Annotated in this window: 18 protein-coding genes; 10 read left to right on the plus strand and 8 right to left on the minus strand. The window is 65.5% G+C overall.

Features of this window, described 5'->3' with window-relative positions; all coding sequences use genetic code 11:
* Nucleotides 1-140: 140 nt before the first annotated feature.
* The 3 genes from dnaK (at nt 141) to ACZ1JS_RS02795 (ending at nt 3757) form a co-directional block, all read left to right on the plus strand.
* Nucleotides 141-2051, plus strand: coding sequence for a molecular chaperone DnaK (gene dnaK / locus ACZ1JS_RS02785; protein WP_465167617.1), 1911 nt, complete (start codon nt 141-143; stop codon nt 2049-2051).
* A 112-nt stretch (nt 2052-2163) separates the two neighbouring features.
* Nucleotides 2164-3288 carry a molecular chaperone DnaJ gene (dnaJ, locus tag ACZ1JS_RS02790; RefSeq protein WP_465167618.1) on the plus strand — a complete coding sequence of 375 codons (1125 nt, stop codon included), beginning with the start codon at nt 2164-2166 and terminating at the stop codon, nt 3286-3288.
* The gene (locus tag ACZ1JS_RS02795) at nt 3281-3757 is read left to right on the plus strand and encodes a GNAT family N-acetyltransferase (protein WP_465167619.1); all 477 of its coding nucleotides are present in this window, start codon (nt 3281-3283) and stop codon (nt 3755-3757) included. The genes dnaJ and ACZ1JS_RS02795 overlap by 8 nt, the downstream gene beginning before the upstream one ends.
* A gap of 300 nt (nt 3758-4057) precedes the next feature.
* Here ACZ1JS_RS02795 and purB read toward each other — a convergent pair whose 3' ends face one another.
* Nucleotides 4058-5368, minus strand: coding sequence for an adenylosuccinate lyase (gene purB, locus ACZ1JS_RS02800; protein WP_465167620.1), 1311 nt, complete (start codon nt 5366-5368; stop codon nt 4058-4060).
* A gap of 208 nt (nt 5369-5576) precedes the next feature.
* On the opposite strand from purB, the gene ACZ1JS_RS02805 reads away from it, so the two are divergent.
* Nucleotides 5577-6056: an EF-hand domain-containing protein gene (locus ACZ1JS_RS02805; protein ID WP_465167621.1), complete on the plus strand. Its 480-nt coding sequence runs from the start codon at nt 5577-5579 to the stop codon at nt 6054-6056.
* A gap of 293 nt (nt 6057-6349) precedes the next feature.
* Here the strand turns inward: ACZ1JS_RS02805 and ACZ1JS_RS02810 are convergent, their stop codons facing one another.
* From ACZ1JS_RS02810 to ACZ1JS_RS02825, 4 genes are read right to left on the minus strand one after another with little or no spacing between them, the layout of a single operon-like run.
* A complete protein-coding gene (locus ACZ1JS_RS02810; protein WP_465167622.1) occupies nt 6350-6898 on the minus strand; it encodes a sugar O-acetyltransferase in 549 nt (182 codons plus the stop codon).
* Complete coding sequence (gene radC / locus ACZ1JS_RS02815) at nt 6895-7581, minus strand: RadC family protein (RefSeq protein WP_465167623.1); 687 nt, start codon at nt 7579-7581, stop codon at nt 6895-6897. The genes ACZ1JS_RS02810 and radC overlap by 4 nt, the downstream gene beginning before the upstream one ends.
* A gap of 44 nt (nt 7582-7625) precedes the next feature.
* A complete protein-coding gene (locus tag ACZ1JS_RS02820) occupies nt 7626-7862 on the minus strand; it encodes a helix-turn-helix domain-containing protein (RefSeq protein WP_345876616.1) in 237 nt (78 codons plus the stop codon).
* Complete coding sequence (locus ACZ1JS_RS02825; protein WP_465167624.1) at nt 7862-8422, minus strand: hypothetical protein; 561 nt, start codon at nt 8420-8422, stop codon at nt 7862-7864. The genes ACZ1JS_RS02820 and ACZ1JS_RS02825 overlap by 1 nt, the downstream gene beginning before the upstream one ends.
* Before the next feature lie 147 nt (nt 8423-8569).
* Here ACZ1JS_RS02825 and ACZ1JS_RS02830 point away from each other — a divergent pair, with 147 nt between their 5' ends.
* Both ACZ1JS_RS02830 and ACZ1JS_RS02835 read left to right on the plus strand, forming a co-directional pair.
* Complete coding sequence (locus ACZ1JS_RS02830; RefSeq protein ID WP_465167625.1) at nt 8570-9244, plus strand: acyloxyacyl hydrolase; 675 nt, start codon at nt 8570-8572, stop codon at nt 9242-9244.
* Nucleotides 9244-9567: a hypothetical protein gene (locus tag ACZ1JS_RS02835; RefSeq protein WP_465167626.1), complete on the plus strand. Its 324-nt coding sequence runs from the start codon at nt 9244-9246 to the stop codon at nt 9565-9567. Before ACZ1JS_RS02830 ends, ACZ1JS_RS02835 begins: the two co-directional genes overlap by 1 nt.
* A 237-nt stretch (nt 9568-9804) precedes the next feature.
* Here the strand turns inward: ACZ1JS_RS02835 and map are convergent, their stop codons facing one another.
* On the minus strand, nt 9805-10569 hold the full coding sequence (gene map / locus ACZ1JS_RS02840) for a type I methionyl aminopeptidase (protein ID WP_465167627.1): 765 nt from the start codon (nt 10567-10569) through the stop codon (nt 9805-9807).
* A gap of 1 nt (nt 10570) precedes the next feature.
* A complete protein-coding gene (locus ACZ1JS_RS02845) occupies nt 10571-10777 on the minus strand; it encodes a ParD-like family protein (protein ID WP_465167628.1) in 207 nt (68 codons plus the stop codon).
* A gap of 180 nt (nt 10778-10957) precedes the next feature.
* Here ACZ1JS_RS02845 and ACZ1JS_RS02850 point away from each other — a divergent pair, with 180 nt between their 5' ends.
* From ACZ1JS_RS02850 to ACZ1JS_RS02860, 3 genes are read left to right on the plus strand one after another with little or no spacing between them, the layout of a single operon-like run.
* Nucleotides 10958-14128, plus strand: a complete 3171-nt coding sequence (locus ACZ1JS_RS02850) for an intermembrane phospholipid transport YdbH family protein (RefSeq protein WP_465167629.1) — start codon at nt 10958-10960, stop codon at nt 14126-14128.
* A complete protein-coding gene (locus ACZ1JS_RS02855; RefSeq protein WP_345876623.1) occupies nt 14125-14319 on the plus strand; it encodes a YnbE family lipoprotein in 195 nt (64 codons plus the stop codon). The genes ACZ1JS_RS02850 and ACZ1JS_RS02855 overlap by 4 nt, the downstream gene beginning before the upstream one ends.
* Before the next feature lie 2 nt (nt 14320-14321).
* Nucleotides 14322-14705 carry a YdbL family probable chaperone protein gene (locus ACZ1JS_RS02860; RefSeq protein WP_465167630.1) on the plus strand — a complete coding sequence of 128 codons (384 nt, stop codon included), beginning with the start codon at nt 14322-14324 and terminating at the stop codon, nt 14703-14705.
* Nucleotides 14706-14845: 140 nt separating this feature from the next.
* On the opposite strand, the gene ACZ1JS_RS02865 is transcribed toward ACZ1JS_RS02860, so the two are convergent.
* Nucleotides 14846-14983 (minus strand): hypothetical protein, encoded by a 138-nt coding sequence (locus ACZ1JS_RS02865; protein ID WP_465167631.1) that lies wholly within the window; start codon nt 14981-14983, stop codon nt 14846-14848.
* 206 nt (nt 14984-15189) lie between these two features.
* Here ACZ1JS_RS02865 and ACZ1JS_RS02870 point away from each other — a divergent pair, with 206 nt between their 5' ends.
* Entirely contained in the window at nt 15190-15510 is a 321-nt protein-coding gene (locus tag ACZ1JS_RS02870) for an AtpZ/AtpI family protein (protein WP_242116122.1), read from the plus strand.
* Nucleotides 15511-15512 lie beyond the last annotated feature (2 nt).

The following is a 15512-nucleotide window of genomic DNA, read 5'->3' on the forward strand; positions in this document are numbered from 1 at the left end:
GCCGATACGGTTCCCTATGCCGCGCATAATCTTGCGGCAAGCCGAACCCTGCCTATATCCGCCCTCGGAACGATCGGTCGGCACCTCCCCGTGCCGGTCGTATCAACGCTTTATTTCAACCCGGGGGCCAATGAGGGACCATGGCTAAAGTTATCGGTATCGATCTGGGCACGACGAACAGCTGCGTCGCGGTGATGGAGGGCGGCAGCCCCAAGGTCATCGAGAACGCCGAAGGCGCGCGGACCACGCCGTCGATCGTCGCCTTCGCCAAGGATGGCGAGCGTCTGATCGGCCAGCCGGCGAAGCGTCAGGCGGTGACCAACGGCGACAACACGATCTTCGCGGTGAAGCGCCTGATCGGCCGTCGTTTCGACGATCCGGTCACCAAGAAGGATACCGAACTGGTTCCCTACACCATCGCGCGCGGGCCCAACGGCGACGCGTGGGTGAAGGCGGGCGGCGAGGAATATTCGCCGTCGCAGATCAGCGCGTTCATCCTGCAGAAGATGAAGGAAACCGCGGAATCCTATCTGGGCGAGACCGTGACCCAGGCGGTCATCACCGTGCCGGCCTACTTCAACGATGCCCAGCGTCAGGCGACCAAGGACGCCGGCAAGATCGCCGGTCTCGAAGTCCTGCGCATCATCAACGAACCGACGGCGGCGGCGCTCGCCTACGGTCTCGACAAGGACAATAACAAGACCATCGCGGTCTATGACCTTGGCGGCGGCACCTTCGACATCTCGGTCCTCGAGATCGGCGACGGCGTGTTCGAGGTGAAGGCGACCAACGGCGACACCTTCCTCGGCGGCGAAGACTTCGACGCGAAGATCGTGCAGTTCCTGGCGGACGAGTTCAAGAAGGTCGAGGGCATCGACCTGACCAAGGACAAGCTGGCGCTCCAGCGGCTGAAGGAAGCCGCCGAAAAGGCCAAGATCGAGCTGTCCTCGGCGCAGACGACCGAAGTCAACCTGCCGTTCATCACGGCGGACGCGACCGGTCCGAAGCACCTCGTCAAGTCGATCAGCCGTGCCGATCTCGAACGTCTGGTCGAGGATCTGGTCAAGCGCACGCTCGAGCCGTGCAAGAAGGCGCTGGCCGACGCCGGCGTGCAGGCGAGCGCGATCGACGAAGTGGTGCTGGTCGGCGGCATGACCCGCATGCCGCGCGTCCGCGAAGTCGTGAAGCAGTTCTTCGGCAAGGAGCCGCACACCGGCGTGAACCCCGACGAGGTCGTGGCGATCGGTGCCGCGATCCAGGCCGGCGTGTTGCAGGGCGACGTGAAGGACGTGCTGCTGCTCGACGTGACCCCGCTGTCGCTGGGCATCGAGACGCTGGGCGGCATCATGACCCGCATGATCGATCGCAACACCACCATCCCGACCAAGAAGTCGCAGGTCTATTCGACCGCCGACGACAATCAGGGTGCGGTGACGATCCGCGTGTTCCAGGGCGAGCGCGAAATGGCCGCCGACAACAAGATGCTGGGTCAGTTCGACCTGGTCGGCATCCCGCCCGCGCCGCGCGGCGTGCCGCAGATCGAGGTCACGTTCGACATCGACGCCAACGGCATCGTCAACGTGTCGGCCAAGGACAAGGGCACCGGCAAGGAACAGCAGATCCGCATCCAGGCATCGGGCGGTCTGTCGGACAGCGACATCGACCAGATGGTCCGTGACGCCGAACAGTTCGCGGAAGAGGACAAGAAGCGTCGCGCTTCGGCCGAAGCCAAGAACAATGCGGAATCGCTGATCCACACGACCGAACGCCAGCTTGCCGACAATGGCGACAAGGTCGACGCCTCGCTCAAGGCCGAGATCGAAGCCGCCGTCGCCGAGACCAAGGCTGCGGTCGAAAGCGGCGACAGCGATCGCATGACCGAAAAGAGCCAGGCGCTGGCGCAGGTCGCGATGAAGCTGGGTCAGGCGATCTACGAACAGCAGCAGCAGGCCGAAGCCTCGCCCGCTGCCGACACCGCGCAGGAGAAGAAGGCCGACGACGACGTCGTCGATGCCGAATTCTCGGAAGTCGACGACAGCCGCAAGGCGTAACCACTACTCCCTCTCCCCTTCAGGGGAGAGGGCCGGGGAGAGGGGGCTTCATCGTGACTTCCCCTCTCCCAACCCTCTCCTCTGAAGGGGAGAGGGCTTTTGGGGTTTTCGAATGACCACCGAAGTCGATTTCTACGAACTGCTCCAATGCGAGCGCACTGCGGACGCGCAGACCATCAAGTCCGCCTATCGTAAGCTCGCGATCAAATATCACCCGGACAAGAATGCCGGCTGCAAGGATTCCGAGGCGAAGTTCAAGGCGATCAACGAAGCCTATGACTGCCTGAAGGATCCGCAGAAGCGCGCGGCGTACGACCGCTACGGCCATGCCGCCTTCCGTCAGGGTGCGGGCGGCGCCGGCGGCGGCGCGCAGGATTTCAACGGCTTCTCCGATATTTTCGAAAGCGTCTTCGGCGAATTCATGGGCGGGGGGCGACAGGGTGGTCGTTCCGGCCCCCGGCGTGGCGCCGACCTGCGCTACGACATGGAAGTCACGCTCGAAGAGGCGTTCCACGGCAAGAACACGCAGATCACCGTCGATGTCTCGACCAGCTGCGGCCCGTGCGGCGGCAGCGGCGCGTCGCCGGGCACCAAGGCGCGGACGTGTCAGACCTGTGCCGGCCATGGCAAGGTGCGCGCCCAACAGGGCTTCTTCGTCGTCGAACGCGCCTGCCCGACCTGCCACGGTGCCGGACAGGTGATCGCCGATCCTTGCCCCGTCTGTCATGGCGAGGGCCGGGTCGAACAGACCAAGACGCTGGAGGTCAACGTCCCCCCCGGTGTCGACGAAGGCACGCGCATCCGCCTGTCGGGCGAGGGCGAGGCGGGCGCGCGCGGTGCGCCGGCGGGCGACCTCTACATCTTCCTCCACGTCAAGCGCCATCCGCTGTTCGAACGCGAAGGGACCGCGCTCCACGCGCGCGCGCCGATCAGCTTCACGACGGCGGCGCTGGGCGGGATGATCGAGATCCCCGGCCTCGACGGGCAAAAGCACAGCATCCGCATCCCGGCCGGCATCCAGTCGGGCAAGGAATTGCGGCAGCGTGGCGCCGGCATGCCGGTGCTACAGGGGCGCGGCCATGGTGACATGGTCATCCATATCGAGGTCGAGACCCCGACCCGGCTGTCGGCGCGGCAGAAGGAACTGCTCGAAGCGTTCCGCGAGACCGAGACCGGCGACGAATGCCCCGAATCGAGCGGCTTCTTCAGCCGCCTGAAGACCGCGCTCGGTGGTTGATTGGCGCCCGGCGGTGGCGAGCGACGCCACCGCCATCGCAGCGCTCGCCCGCGCCGAACTGGGCGCCTATGGCGAGGCGGCGCAGATCTACGCCGAACGCATCGCGCTTGCCCCCGAAGGCTGCTGGGTGCTGACGCAGGACGACGCGGTCCTCGGTCACTGCATCAGCCATCCGTGGGTCCGCCGCGCGCCTCCGGCGATGCACATGCGGCTCGGCACGCTCCCGTCGCGACCCGACTGCTGGTACCTTCACGACGTGGTGGTCGCCCCGCCAGCGCGCGGTACGAAGGCGGTCGAACGCCTGCTTCCGGTCCTGAACGCCGTCGCCGCCTCGCGAGCGATCCCCATCCTCGCGCTCATCGCAGTTGGCGGTGCCGATCGTTATTGGTCGCGACAGGGTTTCGTCGCCACGAACGGCGGTGCCGAAGGCTTTGGCGCGGACGCGATCTATATGGAGCGCTCGACCTAGGCGTCGTTTTCGATCGAAGACGTTGGCCGCACGCTTCGGTATCTGCCGGAGGAAGCGGCGTCATCTGCGCAAGGGTGTGGCGACCAAGCCCAAGAAGCTGTCGGCGCCGGATCGGCCCGGCCGCTTTCCTACACGCCACCATCCTGCGACACCCGTTGCCGCTTCCTTGACCCCGTAAACCCCACCATCCGATGTCGGCGGACGGTTGCGCGTGAAACATGCGGCAAGTGTGAACTTAGTGAACTTTGGACCCGCAATCGTCACCCCGCCGGACCCGAAGCCCGGCGGGGCGCGCGTCGGTCACGCCTGCCCGAACACCCGGGCGAAGATCGTGTCGACATGCTTGTAGTGATAGCCGAGGTCGAACCGGCTATCGATCTCTTCCGCCGACAGCGCGGCGGCGACGTCCGCATCGGCCTTGAGCAGTTCGAGCAGCGACAATGCGCCGTCCGATTCCCACACCTTCATCGCGTTGCGCTGGACGTACCGGTATGAATCCTCGCGGCTCACCCCCGCCTGGGTCAGCGCCAGCAGCACGCGCTGCGAATGGACGAGGCCACCCATCTTGTTGAGATTCTTCTCCATCCGCGCCGGATAGACGACCAGCTTGTCGATCACCCCGGTCAGCCGGGCAAGCGCGAAGTCGAGCGTGATCGTCGCGTCGGGGCCGATATAGCGCTCGACCGACGAGTGCGAAATGTCGCGCTCATGCCACAGTGCGACATTCTCCAGCGCCGGGGTCACATAGCCGCGCACCATCCGCGCCAGCCCGGTCAGATTCTCGGTCAGCACCGGGTTGCGCTTGTGCGGCATCGCCGACGAACCCTTCTGCCCCGGCGAGAAATATTCCTCGGCCTCCAGCACTTCGGTGCGCTGCAGATGGCGGATTTCGGTCGCCAGCCGCTCGATCGACCCGGCGATCACGCCCAGCGTCGCGAAATACATGGCGTGGCGGTCGCGCGGGATGACCTGCGTCGACACCGGCTCGACGGTCAGCCCCATCTTCTCGGCGACGTGCTCCTCGACCCGCGGGTCGATGTTCGCGAAGGTACCGACCGCACCCGAAATCGCGCAGGTCGCCACTTCGGCACGGGCATTCTTCAGCCGCGTGCGGCAGCGATCGAACTCGGCATAGGCCTGTGCCAGCTTCAGCCCGAACGTGACCGGCTCGGCATGGATGCCATGGCTGCGGCCGATCGTCGGGGTCAGCTTGTGCTCGCGCGCGCGCCGCTCGATCATTTCCAGCAGCTTGTCGAGATCGGCGAGCAGGATATCCGACGCCCGCGCCAGCTGCACCGCCAGACAGGTGTCGAGCACGTCGGAACTCGTCATGCCCTGATGCAGGAAGCGCGCCTCCGGCCCGGTCCGCTCCGAAACATGCGTCAGGAAGGCGATGACGTCGTGCTTCGTCTCCGCCTCGATCGCGTCGATCCGCGCGACGTCGAAATCGGCGTCGTTCATCGCCCAGATCTTCTCGGCAGCTTCCTTCGGCACCACGCCCAGCTCGGCCAGCGCATCGGTCGCGTGCGCCTCGATCTCGAACCAGATGCGGAATCGCGACTGGGGTTCCCACAAAGCGGTCATTTCGGGGCGGGAATAGCGCGGAATCATGTGCGGGCCTTTCAAAACGGGCGAACGGTTGGCCGCGCCCTAGCAACAAGTCGGGGATGAATCGAGCCTGTCCTGCGATAGACGAGCATCGAAAGGGGCTTCAATCGAAGCCGAAACGACCTAAGTAGGTTGCGTCATCGCAAAGTCGTTCGGATGAACATCCGAATGACGGGATGAAGTACCGAACCAATCCGAAAGGAGAAATTCGATGATGAAGCGTATTCTTCTCGCCAGTGCCGTTCTGATGTCGACCCCGGCATTTGCACAGGATGCCGCACCGGCGCAAACGACTGCCCCGACCGCGCAGACGGTCCCCGCACAACCGACGACGACTGTGGCTGATCCGGCGGCTGCTGCGACGCAGGCAGCACCGACGACCCCGGCCGATCCGTCGACCCAGACCGCGCAGACCACTGCCGAAGCCGGACAGCCCGCCAGCGGCACTCAGATCGCGCAGATCGTCGAGGCCGAATTCCCGAAATACGACAAGAGCGGGAAGGGACAGTTGACCGAGCAACAGTTCGGCGAATGGATGGTCGCGCTTCGCTCGGCGAGCGAGCCCGGCGTCACCGCCGACAAGCCCGAGGTCAAGAAGTGGGTGAAGCAGGCGTTCGCGCAGGCCGACAAGGACAAGTCCAAGGCGGTGTCGAAGGCAGAGCTGACCAGCTTCCTCAGCCAGAGCGCATAAACGTCGCCAAATGCTGATATCGATGCGACCGCCGGGAGCGATCCCGGCGGTCGTTTTCGTGTGATGCCCGGCGTACCAGACCGGATCTCGGGCGGCTGGTAAGTAAAAAAGATTGGTTCGCGCAGAGGCGAAGAGGCGCAGAGATGGAAAGCGCCGGCGGCACCCTTTCCCGCGCCAGCGGCCATCATTCCGCTTGCCGAAGGGGAAAGGTCTCCCGTTCGCGTTCGGCTTGCCCGGTGCGCAACTCTCCGCGCCTCCGCGCCTCTGCGCGAGCCATTTTCTTCTAAGCCAAACTACCGAACCCGCGCCGGATTTCCCACCACCGTCGCCCCCGCCGGCACATCGCGCGTCACCACCGATCCCGCTCCGATGATCGCATCGTCGCCGACGGTAACCCCCGGCAGCAACAGCGCCCCGCCGCCGATCCACACATTGGTGCCGATCACGATCGGCCGTCCATATTCCAGCATCTGCGCCCGCACCGCCGGATCGCGCGGATGATCGGCGGTCAGCATCTGTACCCCCGGCCCGATCTGCGTCTTCGCGCCGATCGTCACCGCGCACACGTCGAGGATGACGCAGCCGAAGTTCAGGAAGACCCCGTCGCCCAGCGTGATGTTATAGCCATAGTCGATGTGAAATGGCGGCCGGACGTTGACGCCGTCGCCGACCGACCCCAGCCCGGCGCGCAGGATCGCCAGCCGCTCGGCCGGGTCCATCGCCAGCGTCGCGTTATAGCGTTCCATCCACCGCCCCGCCGCCGCGCAATCGGCGACCAGTTCGGGATCGCTCGCGTCATACAGGTCGCCGGCGATCATCTTCTGCTTGTTCGACAATGTCATAGCATTCCCTGTGCGCGCAGGCTGGTATGCCCCTTCGCGCCGATGATGAGGTGGTCATGGACGGTGATGCCCAGCGGCTTGCCGGCGGCGGCGATCTGCCGCGTCAGGTCGATATCGGCGCGGCTGGGGCTATGATCGCCGCTCGGATGGTTGTGGACCAGGATCAGCGCCGCCGACCCCAGGTCGAGCGCGCGGTGGATCACCTCGCGCGTGTAGAGCGGCGCTTCGTCGAGCGTCCCCTCCGCGACCAGTTCGTCGCGGATCAGCAGGTTGCGGGTGTTCAGATGCAGCACCCTGATCCGTTCGACCGCCTGATGCGCCATGTCGGCGTGAAGATAGTCGAGCAGCGCCTGCCAGTTCGACAGCACCGGTCGCGCCAGCACCTGCGCCTGCAACATCCGCGTCGCCGCACACTGTGCGATGCGGATCGCAGCGACCGCGGTATCGCCCATGCCGGCCACCTTGCCCAGCGCCGCCGGATCCGCCGACAACAACCCGCCGATCCCGCCGAATTCGTGCAGCAGCGTCTTGGCCAACGGCTTGGTATCGCGTCGGGGAATGGCCAGCGTCAGCAGATATTCGACCAGTTCATGATCGAGCAGCGCCTCGCCCCCATGCTCCAGCAACCGCCCCCGCAGCCGCGCGCGGTGGCCGGTACCGTCGGTTTCGGGCGGGGTGTTCATAAGCAATGCCTAGCCGATCGACCGAGGCGGGGCGAGGGGGCGGCTCAATCCTCGTTCCCGGCCCGCCGATCGTCATCGGACGGCGAATAGTCGAGAATGTCGCCCGGCGTGCAGTCCAGATAGTGGCAGATTGCCGCCAGCGTTGCGAAGCGCACCCCCTTCACCTTGCCCGATTTGAGTAGCGACAGGTTCGATTCGGTGATGCCGATCGCCTCGGCCAGTTCCTTCGACCGTATCTTGCGCCGCGCCAGCATCACGTCGAGATTGACGACGACCGGCATCAGACGAAATCGGCCAGTTCGCGTTCGGCGCGGATGCCCGCCTCCAATGCCCAGATCGTGGCGTAGGCGGCCATCGCCAGCATCCATCCAATACCGACATCGATAAAATCGACCATGATGTACCAATGTCCGCCGGACGGCGTACCCAGCGACAACAGGCTGGCCATCAGGCTGGCCGATACGGGCTGCGCGATCGCCCAGACGATCGCCGCCAGGGACGCTCGCCGAAGCCATGGTAGCGCGCGCGCCAACGGGTTGCCCCCGCGACGACCCAGGTGACGCAGCGCTGCGCCGACGCCAAGCAGTAACAGGGCGAATGGCAAGGAACCGATCAGGACGACACCAAGCAGTCCGGCCCGTACGATCGGGCGTGAGACGTGCGCCGAAAGCCGTCTTCCCGCTTCCGGCGATGCGGCAACCTTCAGCCTTTCATCATACTCCAACATTCCGGCGGGTTCACTCCGCCAACGGCATGCGGTTTTGCAGTCGAATACGGGCCCGGGCCACAGGCTGATAACGAATGCCTCCGCCACGTTGCAGATCGCGAGAAACAGAAACACTGCTCCCGCGATCCGACAGAGCCGCGCCTTTCGCGGCGAAAGCCGATACTTATCCAACGGTATAATCTTTCTGTTTTACAGCAATTATTGTCGATGATACGACATTGGAAACGGCGAAGCGACTGCCGTTTGCCGAAAGGGGTTCGGATGATTCGGTTGCAAAAGGGCGTCTTGGGCGCAGTGTTGGCGCTCGTCCCAACGATGGCGATGGCGCAGGCGAGGCTGGACGAGGCACCGCGGCGCGGAACGGCAGAGGTCGCCATCGGTGTGCTGCATCACGGCACCAACTTCCACCCGCTCGGCAGCCGACTGATCTTCGACCTGCCTGACCTGCCGCCGGGCGAGTTCTACGAAGGGTCGGAGGAGGACGGCACGGTCGACGTGCAGGTCGCCTATCGCACGGCGCCGCTGCGCATCCTGCTGAAACCTCGCCTGACGGCCAAGGCGCAGATCAATACCGCCGGGCGTACCAGCTTCTTCAGCGCCGGTGCGGAATGGCGTCAGCATATCCTGCGCGGCCGGGTCTATGGACAGGTCGGGATCGGCGCGACGGTGATCGACGGCTACCGCTTCACGCCCGACCCGTTCCAGCCGGGCATATCGGATGAAGAGGCGTGGCGCCGCTACGACATTTATCGCCGGCGCACGTCGTTCGGCTCGAAAATCCTGTTCAATCCCAATGCGTCGATCGGGGTGCGGGTCGACCGGCGCTGGGCGGCCGAACTGGCATGGGAGCATTTCAGCCACCGCCGGATATTCTCCGACACCAATCCGGGGATCGACAATGTCGGCATCCGCATCGTCCGCCGGCTCGGACGCTGATGATCGCCTTCCTCGCCACCTTGACGCTGGCGCAGACCGCGTCGTCAACGCCTTCGCCCGATGACGAGATCGTGGTGATCGGCGAACGACTCCGCAATATACGGGTAACGGCCAAACGTAATCGCCGGACAGGCGCCACGCGTTGTGTGTTGAAGCCGTCTACCGGTGATCCGCAACTCGATACGGTCATCTGCCAGACATATCTCTCCTGCCTACCCACGGCGCGGACCCCAGGGGAGTTGGAGGCGTGCATGCACCCACCGCTCGAACGCGAGGTGAAAGCTTGGCAGGAACGGCGCAAGGCGGCGATGCAGCGGCGCTGACCGTCGGCGTCCTTTCCCGCTCCCGGCGGGAGAGGGAGGGAGCGGCGCAGACACGGAAGGGTGAGGGGGCCAGCGCCGATCGAGTTCGGCTCTGGAGTCGGATGGTATGAACCTTACCGTTCGTCCGGAGTAGCCATCGAGCGAAGTCGAAATGGCGTATCGAAGGACCGCCCGGGGCAGATGCTTCGATACGGGTCTTCGACAAGCTCAGCCCCTACTCAGCACGAACGGAAAGCTTCAAACTCCCACCTCATCCCGCCGCAAGGTCAGCACCTCGACCCCGGTCGCCGTCACCGCGACCGTATGTTCGAACTGCGCCGACAGCTTCCCGTCGCCGGTCACGACGGTCCAGCCATCCTCCTCGGTCTCGACGCGCCGGGTGCCCTGATTGACCATCGGTTCGATGGTGAAGGTCATGCCCTCGCGCAGCCGCACGCCCTTGCCCGGCTTGCCGAAGTTCATCACTTCCGGCGCCTCGTGCATCTCGCGGCCGATGCCGTGGCCGCAATATTCGCGGACGACCGAATAACCGTGCCGCTTGGCATGACGTTCGATCGCGAAGCCGATATCGCCCAGATGCGCGCCGGGCTTCACCTGCCGGATGCCCTGCCACATCGCCTCCTGCGCGACCTTGACCAGCCGTCGCGCGGCCGGTGCGACCTCGCCGACCAGATAGGTTTTGCTCGAATCGGCGATGAACCCGTTCTTTTCCAGCGTGATGTCGAGGTTGATAATATCCCCGTCGCGCACGATCGTCTCGGCATCGGGCACGCCATGGCACACGACCTGATTGATCGAACAGTTCAGCACGAACTTGAAGCCATATTGCCCCTTGCTGGCAGGGCGCGCGGCCAGGTCGTGGGTGATGAAGCGTTCGACCAGATCATTGATCGCCAGCGTCGACATGCCGGCAAGGTCGGTCTCGTCGAGCATCTCGAACACGCGCGCAAGCAGCCTGCCCGAAATCCGCATCAGCGCCAGTTCGTCGTGCGTCTTGACCATGTCAGGCGGCGATCGCGTCGGCGGGCGGGGTCTGGACGGCGGCCAGCTCGGCGCGGACGATTTCGGTGAAAGGCAGCGTCGGGTTCGCTTCGGCCAACATGCCGATCTTCATCCAGAATTCGGACTGTGCGTTGATCGACCGGCACATCACCGCGCTCGCCCTGCGAACTTCGGCGTGCAATGCGTCGTCGATCTTCACGATCCCCATGGTCGTCACTCCTTCTGATGCTCGATACGAACCATATATGGTTCATATGCTCAACGGTCAAACCGGACCATCCGCTGCGTGTAACCTTCGCCAACTTCCGTTGCGGAACCGGAACCGTTTTGCGCCTCTCGCGCTTGACCCGGGCGGGCCGAACCGCGACGAACGGGACGAAGCAGCGGAGTGGGTGGTCTGGACGACGACGACGATCGGGCGGAACAGGCCGAAGCGTCGCCGCGCCGCGCCGGTCGCAGGCGGCGTCGCTTCGCCCGGGTGCTGCTGGTCGTCTGCCTGATCGTCCTCGCGCTGGCGGCTTTGCTCTGGACCCAGCGCCGCTCGATCGCCGACGATATCGTCCGCCGCGAACTCGAACGGCGTGGCGTCACCGCCCGCTATCGCGTCGCCGAAATCGGCTTTGGCCGCCAGCGTCTGGTCGATGTCGTGCTCGGCGATCCCAACGCCCCCGACCTGATCGCCGACTGGGTGGAAATCGATACCAGGGTCGAACTGAACGGCGCGCAGGTCACCGGTGCGCGGGTAGGGCAGGCCCGCCTGCGCGCAACGCTGCGCCCCGATGGGTCCGTCTCGTTCGGGCAGATCGACCGTCTGCTCCCGCCGCCTTCGGGCAAGCCCTTCGCGCTCCCAAATTTTACCGTCGCGGTCGATGACGGGCGCATCCGCCTCGCTACGCCCTATGGCCTGATCGGCGCGAAGCTCGCCGGGCGCGGCAACCTTGCCAACGGTTTCGTGGGGCAGTTGGCGGCGGTATCCGAACGGCTGTCGCTGAACGGCTGCGGCATCGATCGCTTGGCGCTCAACGTCTCGCTCCGCACCGCTACCACCGGGCCGTTGCTGACCGGCCCGGTCCGCGCCCGGCAGGCTGCCTGTGGCGACGTCCGATTGCTGTCGCCGGTGGTCCGCCTCGACGCGCGGCTGGGATCTGGCTTCGACCATTGGCAGGGGCAGGCGGGCGTCAGCGCAGAAGCAGTCGACGCCCCGCAGACCCGCGTCGCCGACCTGTCGGGCACGATCGGCTTCAACGGCACTGCCAAGGGCACGCGCGGGACACTCGACCTCGCTTCGGGCCAGTTCGACCTGCCGCAACTGGACGGGGCAGGGCTGTCGATCGCCGGCCGCTACGAGGTCGGCGGCGTCCCGGCCTTTGAAGGGCGCCTCGGCGCGCGCGGTGCGCGGCTGAACGATGACCTGATCCGCCGCATCGAAGCGACAGGGCGCATGGCCGACGGCCTGCCGGTCGAGCCCTTGTTGCAGGCCGCGACGCGCGCCGCCGGGCAGGCGGCACGCCGCTTCGACCTGTCGGCCGAGGTTGCTGCCCGTCCGCTTGCGGCACGAATCGATCGGCTGGCCTTCATTGCCGCCAGCGGTGCCCGCGCGACGTTGCGCGACGGACCGGTGCGCTGGGTTTCGGGCAAGGGTGCGACGCTCGATGGAACGCTGGCGATGGGCGGCGGCGGACTGCCGGTGGCGAGCATCCGCCTGTCGCATGCCGGACCCAGCGCGCCGGTTACCGGCACGGCCATCGTCCAGCCCTATGCCGCGGGCGATGCGCGCCTCGCTTTGGCTCCGATCCGTTTCCGCACGGCCGGCAACGGCGCGACCCAAATCGAGACACGTGCCGAACTGAGCGGCCCGCTTGGCGACGGTCGCGTCGACCGGCTCGCGCTGCCGATCGATGCGCGATGGGACGGGGGCGGGCGGATGATCGTCAATGCCGACTGCGTGCCGGTCGCCTTCGATCGGCTGCGCGTGTCGGCGCTGAACCTCGACGCCACCCGCCTGCGGCTGTGCCCGCAGGAAGGCGCGATGCTGCGGGTGGCAAACGGTCGGATCGGTGGTGGTGTCGGTATCGGCGCGACCCGCCTGCAGGGCCGGCTCGGCGGCACCCCGGTGACGCTGGCAGCGGCGGGCGGGCGCTTCGGTCTGGGCAACCTGGCCTTCGCGCTCGATGCGGTGAAGACCCGGCTTGGCAGTCCCGAACGGGTCAGCGTCCTCGATATCGGCACGCTCACCGGCCGAATCGCGAACGGCACCGTCACCGGCCGCTTCGACCGTGGCGAGGGGCAGATCGGCAACGTTCCCCTGTTGATTCGCGACGCATCGGGTGGTTGGAAGCTGGCAGGCGGAGTGCTGTCGCTCGACGGCGATGTCGGTGTCCGCGACGCTGCGCCCGAGCCGCGCTTCGAACCGTTGCGCAGCGATGATTTCCGTCTGACGCTGAACGGCAACGACATTCGCGCGGGCGGCACGCTGAAACATCCTACGAAGGGTGTGAAGGTCAGCGACGTGACGATCGTCCACGACCTTGCCACGGGGCGTGGCAACGCCGTCCTCGACGTGCCCGGCATCGCATTCGGCGATTCGTTCCAGCCGAACGAACTGACCCGCCTGACCTTCGGCGTGATCGCCGATGTGAAGGGCAACGTGTCGGGTCGCGGCGATATTGCGTGGACGCCGGATGGCGTCACCAGCACGGGCACCTTCCGCACCGCCGGCACCGATCTCGCCGCCGCCTTCGGTCCGGTCACCGGCCTGTCGGGGGAGATCCGCTTCACCGACCTGTTGGGATTGGTCAGCGCGCCTGGGCAGGTGGCGACGATCGCGGAGGTCAATCCGGGGATCGCCGTCACCGATGGCGTCGTCCGCTATCGGTTGATCGAGGGGCAGCGGGTGCAGATCGAGGGCGGGCGCTGGCCGCTGGGCGGCGGCGAGATGATCCTCGAACCGACCATCCTCGATTTCGCCGAGGATCAGGAACGCCGCATGACCTTCCGCGTGAAGGGGGTCGATGGCGGGCTGTTCCTGCAGCAATTCGCGTTCGACAATCTCAACGCTTCCGGCACGTTCGATGGCGTGTTGCCGATGATCTTCGACGCCAATGGCGGCCGGATCGAAGGGGGCAAGCTGCAATCGCGGGGAAGCGGCAACCTGTCCTATGTCGGCGAAGTGTCGAAGGAGGATGTCGGCTTCTGGGGCAATCTGGCGTTCCAGGCGCTGAAGTCGATGAATTATCGCGGGCTGACGATCGAGATGGACGGACCGATCGCTGGCGAGATGGTGACCGCGATCCGCTTCTCCGGGGTCAGCCAGGGGGAGGGGACGTACAGCAATTTCCTGATCCGCCGGCTGGCGCGGCTGCCCTTCGTCTTCAACGTGCGGATCAAGGCACCCTTCCGCCAGCTGATCGATTCGGTGCAAAATTATTACGATCCCAAGCGGCTGATCGAACGCAATCTGCCGGCATTGCAGGCCGAACAGCGCCGTCGCGAACAGGGCTTGCCGCCCGCGCCGCTCGATACCACCATTCAGCCTTCCGAAAGCGAGACCGTGCCATGACGCGAACCGTGACGATGCTGCGATCCCTGACGATTGGCGCCGCTTCCTGCGCGGCGGCCGGGTGCGTGAACGTCTCCGCGCCCGACAAGCCGATCGTCATCAACTTGAACATCAACATCACGCAGGAAGTGGTGTACCGTCTCGACGGAGAAGCGAAGACGCTGATCCAGGACAATCCGGGGATATTCTGACCATGCATGCTTTCGTGAAATACGGCCTCGCCGCAGCCGCCATCGTCGCGGTCGCCGGGATTGCCGGCACCGCATGGGCGCAGCGCGATCCCGCCTATCAGGCCGCCCGCGCCGCCGGACAGGTCGGCGAGCAGCCCGACGGCTATCTGGGCGTCGTGGGCGCGGGCACGCCCGAGCTTCGTGCGCTTGTCGCCAACATCAATATCCAGCGCAAGGCGGCATATACGCGTGGTGCGCAGTCGGGCGCGACGGTCGAGCAGTTCGCGTTCGTCTCGGGCTGCAACCTGATCGCGCAGACCAAGCCGGGCGAGAAGTACAAGACGCCGGGCGGTAGCTGGGAAACGCGCGGCAGCGGCGCGCCGGAGCGCGATCCGCGCTGTGTGTGAGGGCACTCTGTTGAAACCGCGGTGTACGGATGTTATATCAGACATGCGACTTCAACAGAGTATCGCTTCCTTGAACCCCGGTCATGCCAGTGGCCGGGGTTCTTTGCATTCGGGGACCGGGCGAACCCGGCCCCCTCCCGTCATTTCGAACGGGCTACCTCGATGATTTTCAGCACCAAGGTAGTGAATGCCACCATCAGCGTGCCAGCGCCGATGATGATCGTTGCGACTTCAGGGGTCAGAGTAATCACCCCCTTTCTGACCGACGGATCGGCCACGATTGGAATATCCGAACACGGAGGACATGTCTGCCCGAATGCGGGACGGATATCGGGCAGCCTTGATCTCCGTTCATCGTCCGGAAAGCTTTCCGCGCGAACGCTATGGTTGACTCGAAACCGTCACCTTCCTAAAGCGCGCCTGCCTTGGCGGGCTCGCCATCCGGCGGATTCCGGCCCGGCCTATGCAGGTCCAGGGAGGAAGCATGGCGGAGAACGAGCCCGGACTAGACCCCTTGCCCGAAGACGCCCGGATCACCTCGCTCGATGCGCGGCTGAACCAGGCGAAGAAGGACGAGGCGATCCGGACCGGTCAGGCGCGTGACGAAGCGGGGGAAAAGAACTACCGCCTCGGCAATCGCGTGCTGGCCGAACTGATCGGTGGAATGGTCGGGGGGGCGGTGATCGGGGGAACCCTCGACTATCTGCTCGGCACCTCGCCTTGGCTTCTGCTCGTGTTGCTGACCCTCGGGATCGTCAGCGCGTTCAGGAATATCATCAGGATTTCGAACCGGCGTCCGGACTGAAA

The organism is Sphingomonas sp. BL-S-05, from assembly GCF_055521695.1.

What these genes read in the sequence shown, in the direction of transcription:
- dnaK (WP_465167617.1), top strand. Translation starts at nt 141, where the DNA reads ATGGCTAAAGTTATCGGTATCGATCTGGGCACGACGAACAGCTGCGTC.
- dnaJ (WP_465167618.1), top strand. Translation starts at nt 2,164, where the DNA reads ATGACCACCGAAGTCGATTTCTACGAACTGCTCCAATGCGAGCGCACT.
- purB (WP_465167620.1), bottom strand. Translation starts at nt 5,368, where the DNA reads ATGATTCCGCGCTATTCCCGCCCCGAAATGACCGCTTTGTGGGAACCC.
- ACZ1JS_RS02805 (WP_465167621.1), top strand. Translation starts at nt 5,577, where the DNA reads ATGATGAAGCGTATTCTTCTCGCCAGTGCCGTTCTGATGTCGACCCCG.
- ACZ1JS_RS02810 (WP_465167622.1), bottom strand. Translation starts at nt 6,898, where the DNA reads ATGACATTGTCGAACAAGCAGAAGATGATCGCCGGCGACCTGTATGAC.
- radC (WP_465167623.1), bottom strand. Translation starts at nt 7,581, where the DNA reads ATGAACACCCCGCCCGAAACCGACGGTACCGGCCACCGCGCGCGGCTG.
- ACZ1JS_RS02820 (WP_345876616.1), bottom strand. Translation starts at nt 7,862, where the DNA reads ATGCCGGTCGTCGTCAATCTCGACGTGATGCTGGCGCGGCGCAAGATA.
- ACZ1JS_RS02830 (WP_465167625.1), top strand. Translation starts at nt 8,570, where the DNA reads ATGATTCGGTTGCAAAAGGGCGTCTTGGGCGCAGTGTTGGCGCTCGTC.
- ACZ1JS_RS02835 (WP_465167626.1), top strand. Translation starts at nt 9,244, where the DNA reads ATGATCGCCTTCCTCGCCACCTTGACGCTGGCGCAGACCGCGTCGTCA.
- map (WP_465167627.1), bottom strand. Translation starts at nt 10,569, where the DNA reads ATGGTCAAGACGCACGACGAACTGGCGCTGATGCGGATTTCGGGCAGG.
- ACZ1JS_RS02845 (WP_465167628.1), bottom strand. Translation starts at nt 10,777, where the DNA reads ATGGGGATCGTGAAGATCGACGACGCATTGCACGCCGAAGTTCGCAGG.
- ACZ1JS_RS02855 (WP_345876623.1), top strand. Translation starts at nt 14,125, where the DNA reads ATGACGCGAACCGTGACGATGCTGCGATCCCTGACGATTGGCGCCGCT.
- ACZ1JS_RS02860 (WP_465167630.1), top strand. Translation starts at nt 14,322, where the DNA reads ATGCATGCTTTCGTGAAATACGGCCTCGCCGCAGCCGCCATCGTCGCG.
- ACZ1JS_RS02870 (WP_242116122.1), top strand. Translation starts at nt 15,190, where the DNA reads ATGGCGGAGAACGAGCCCGGACTAGACCCCTTGCCCGAAGACGCCCGG.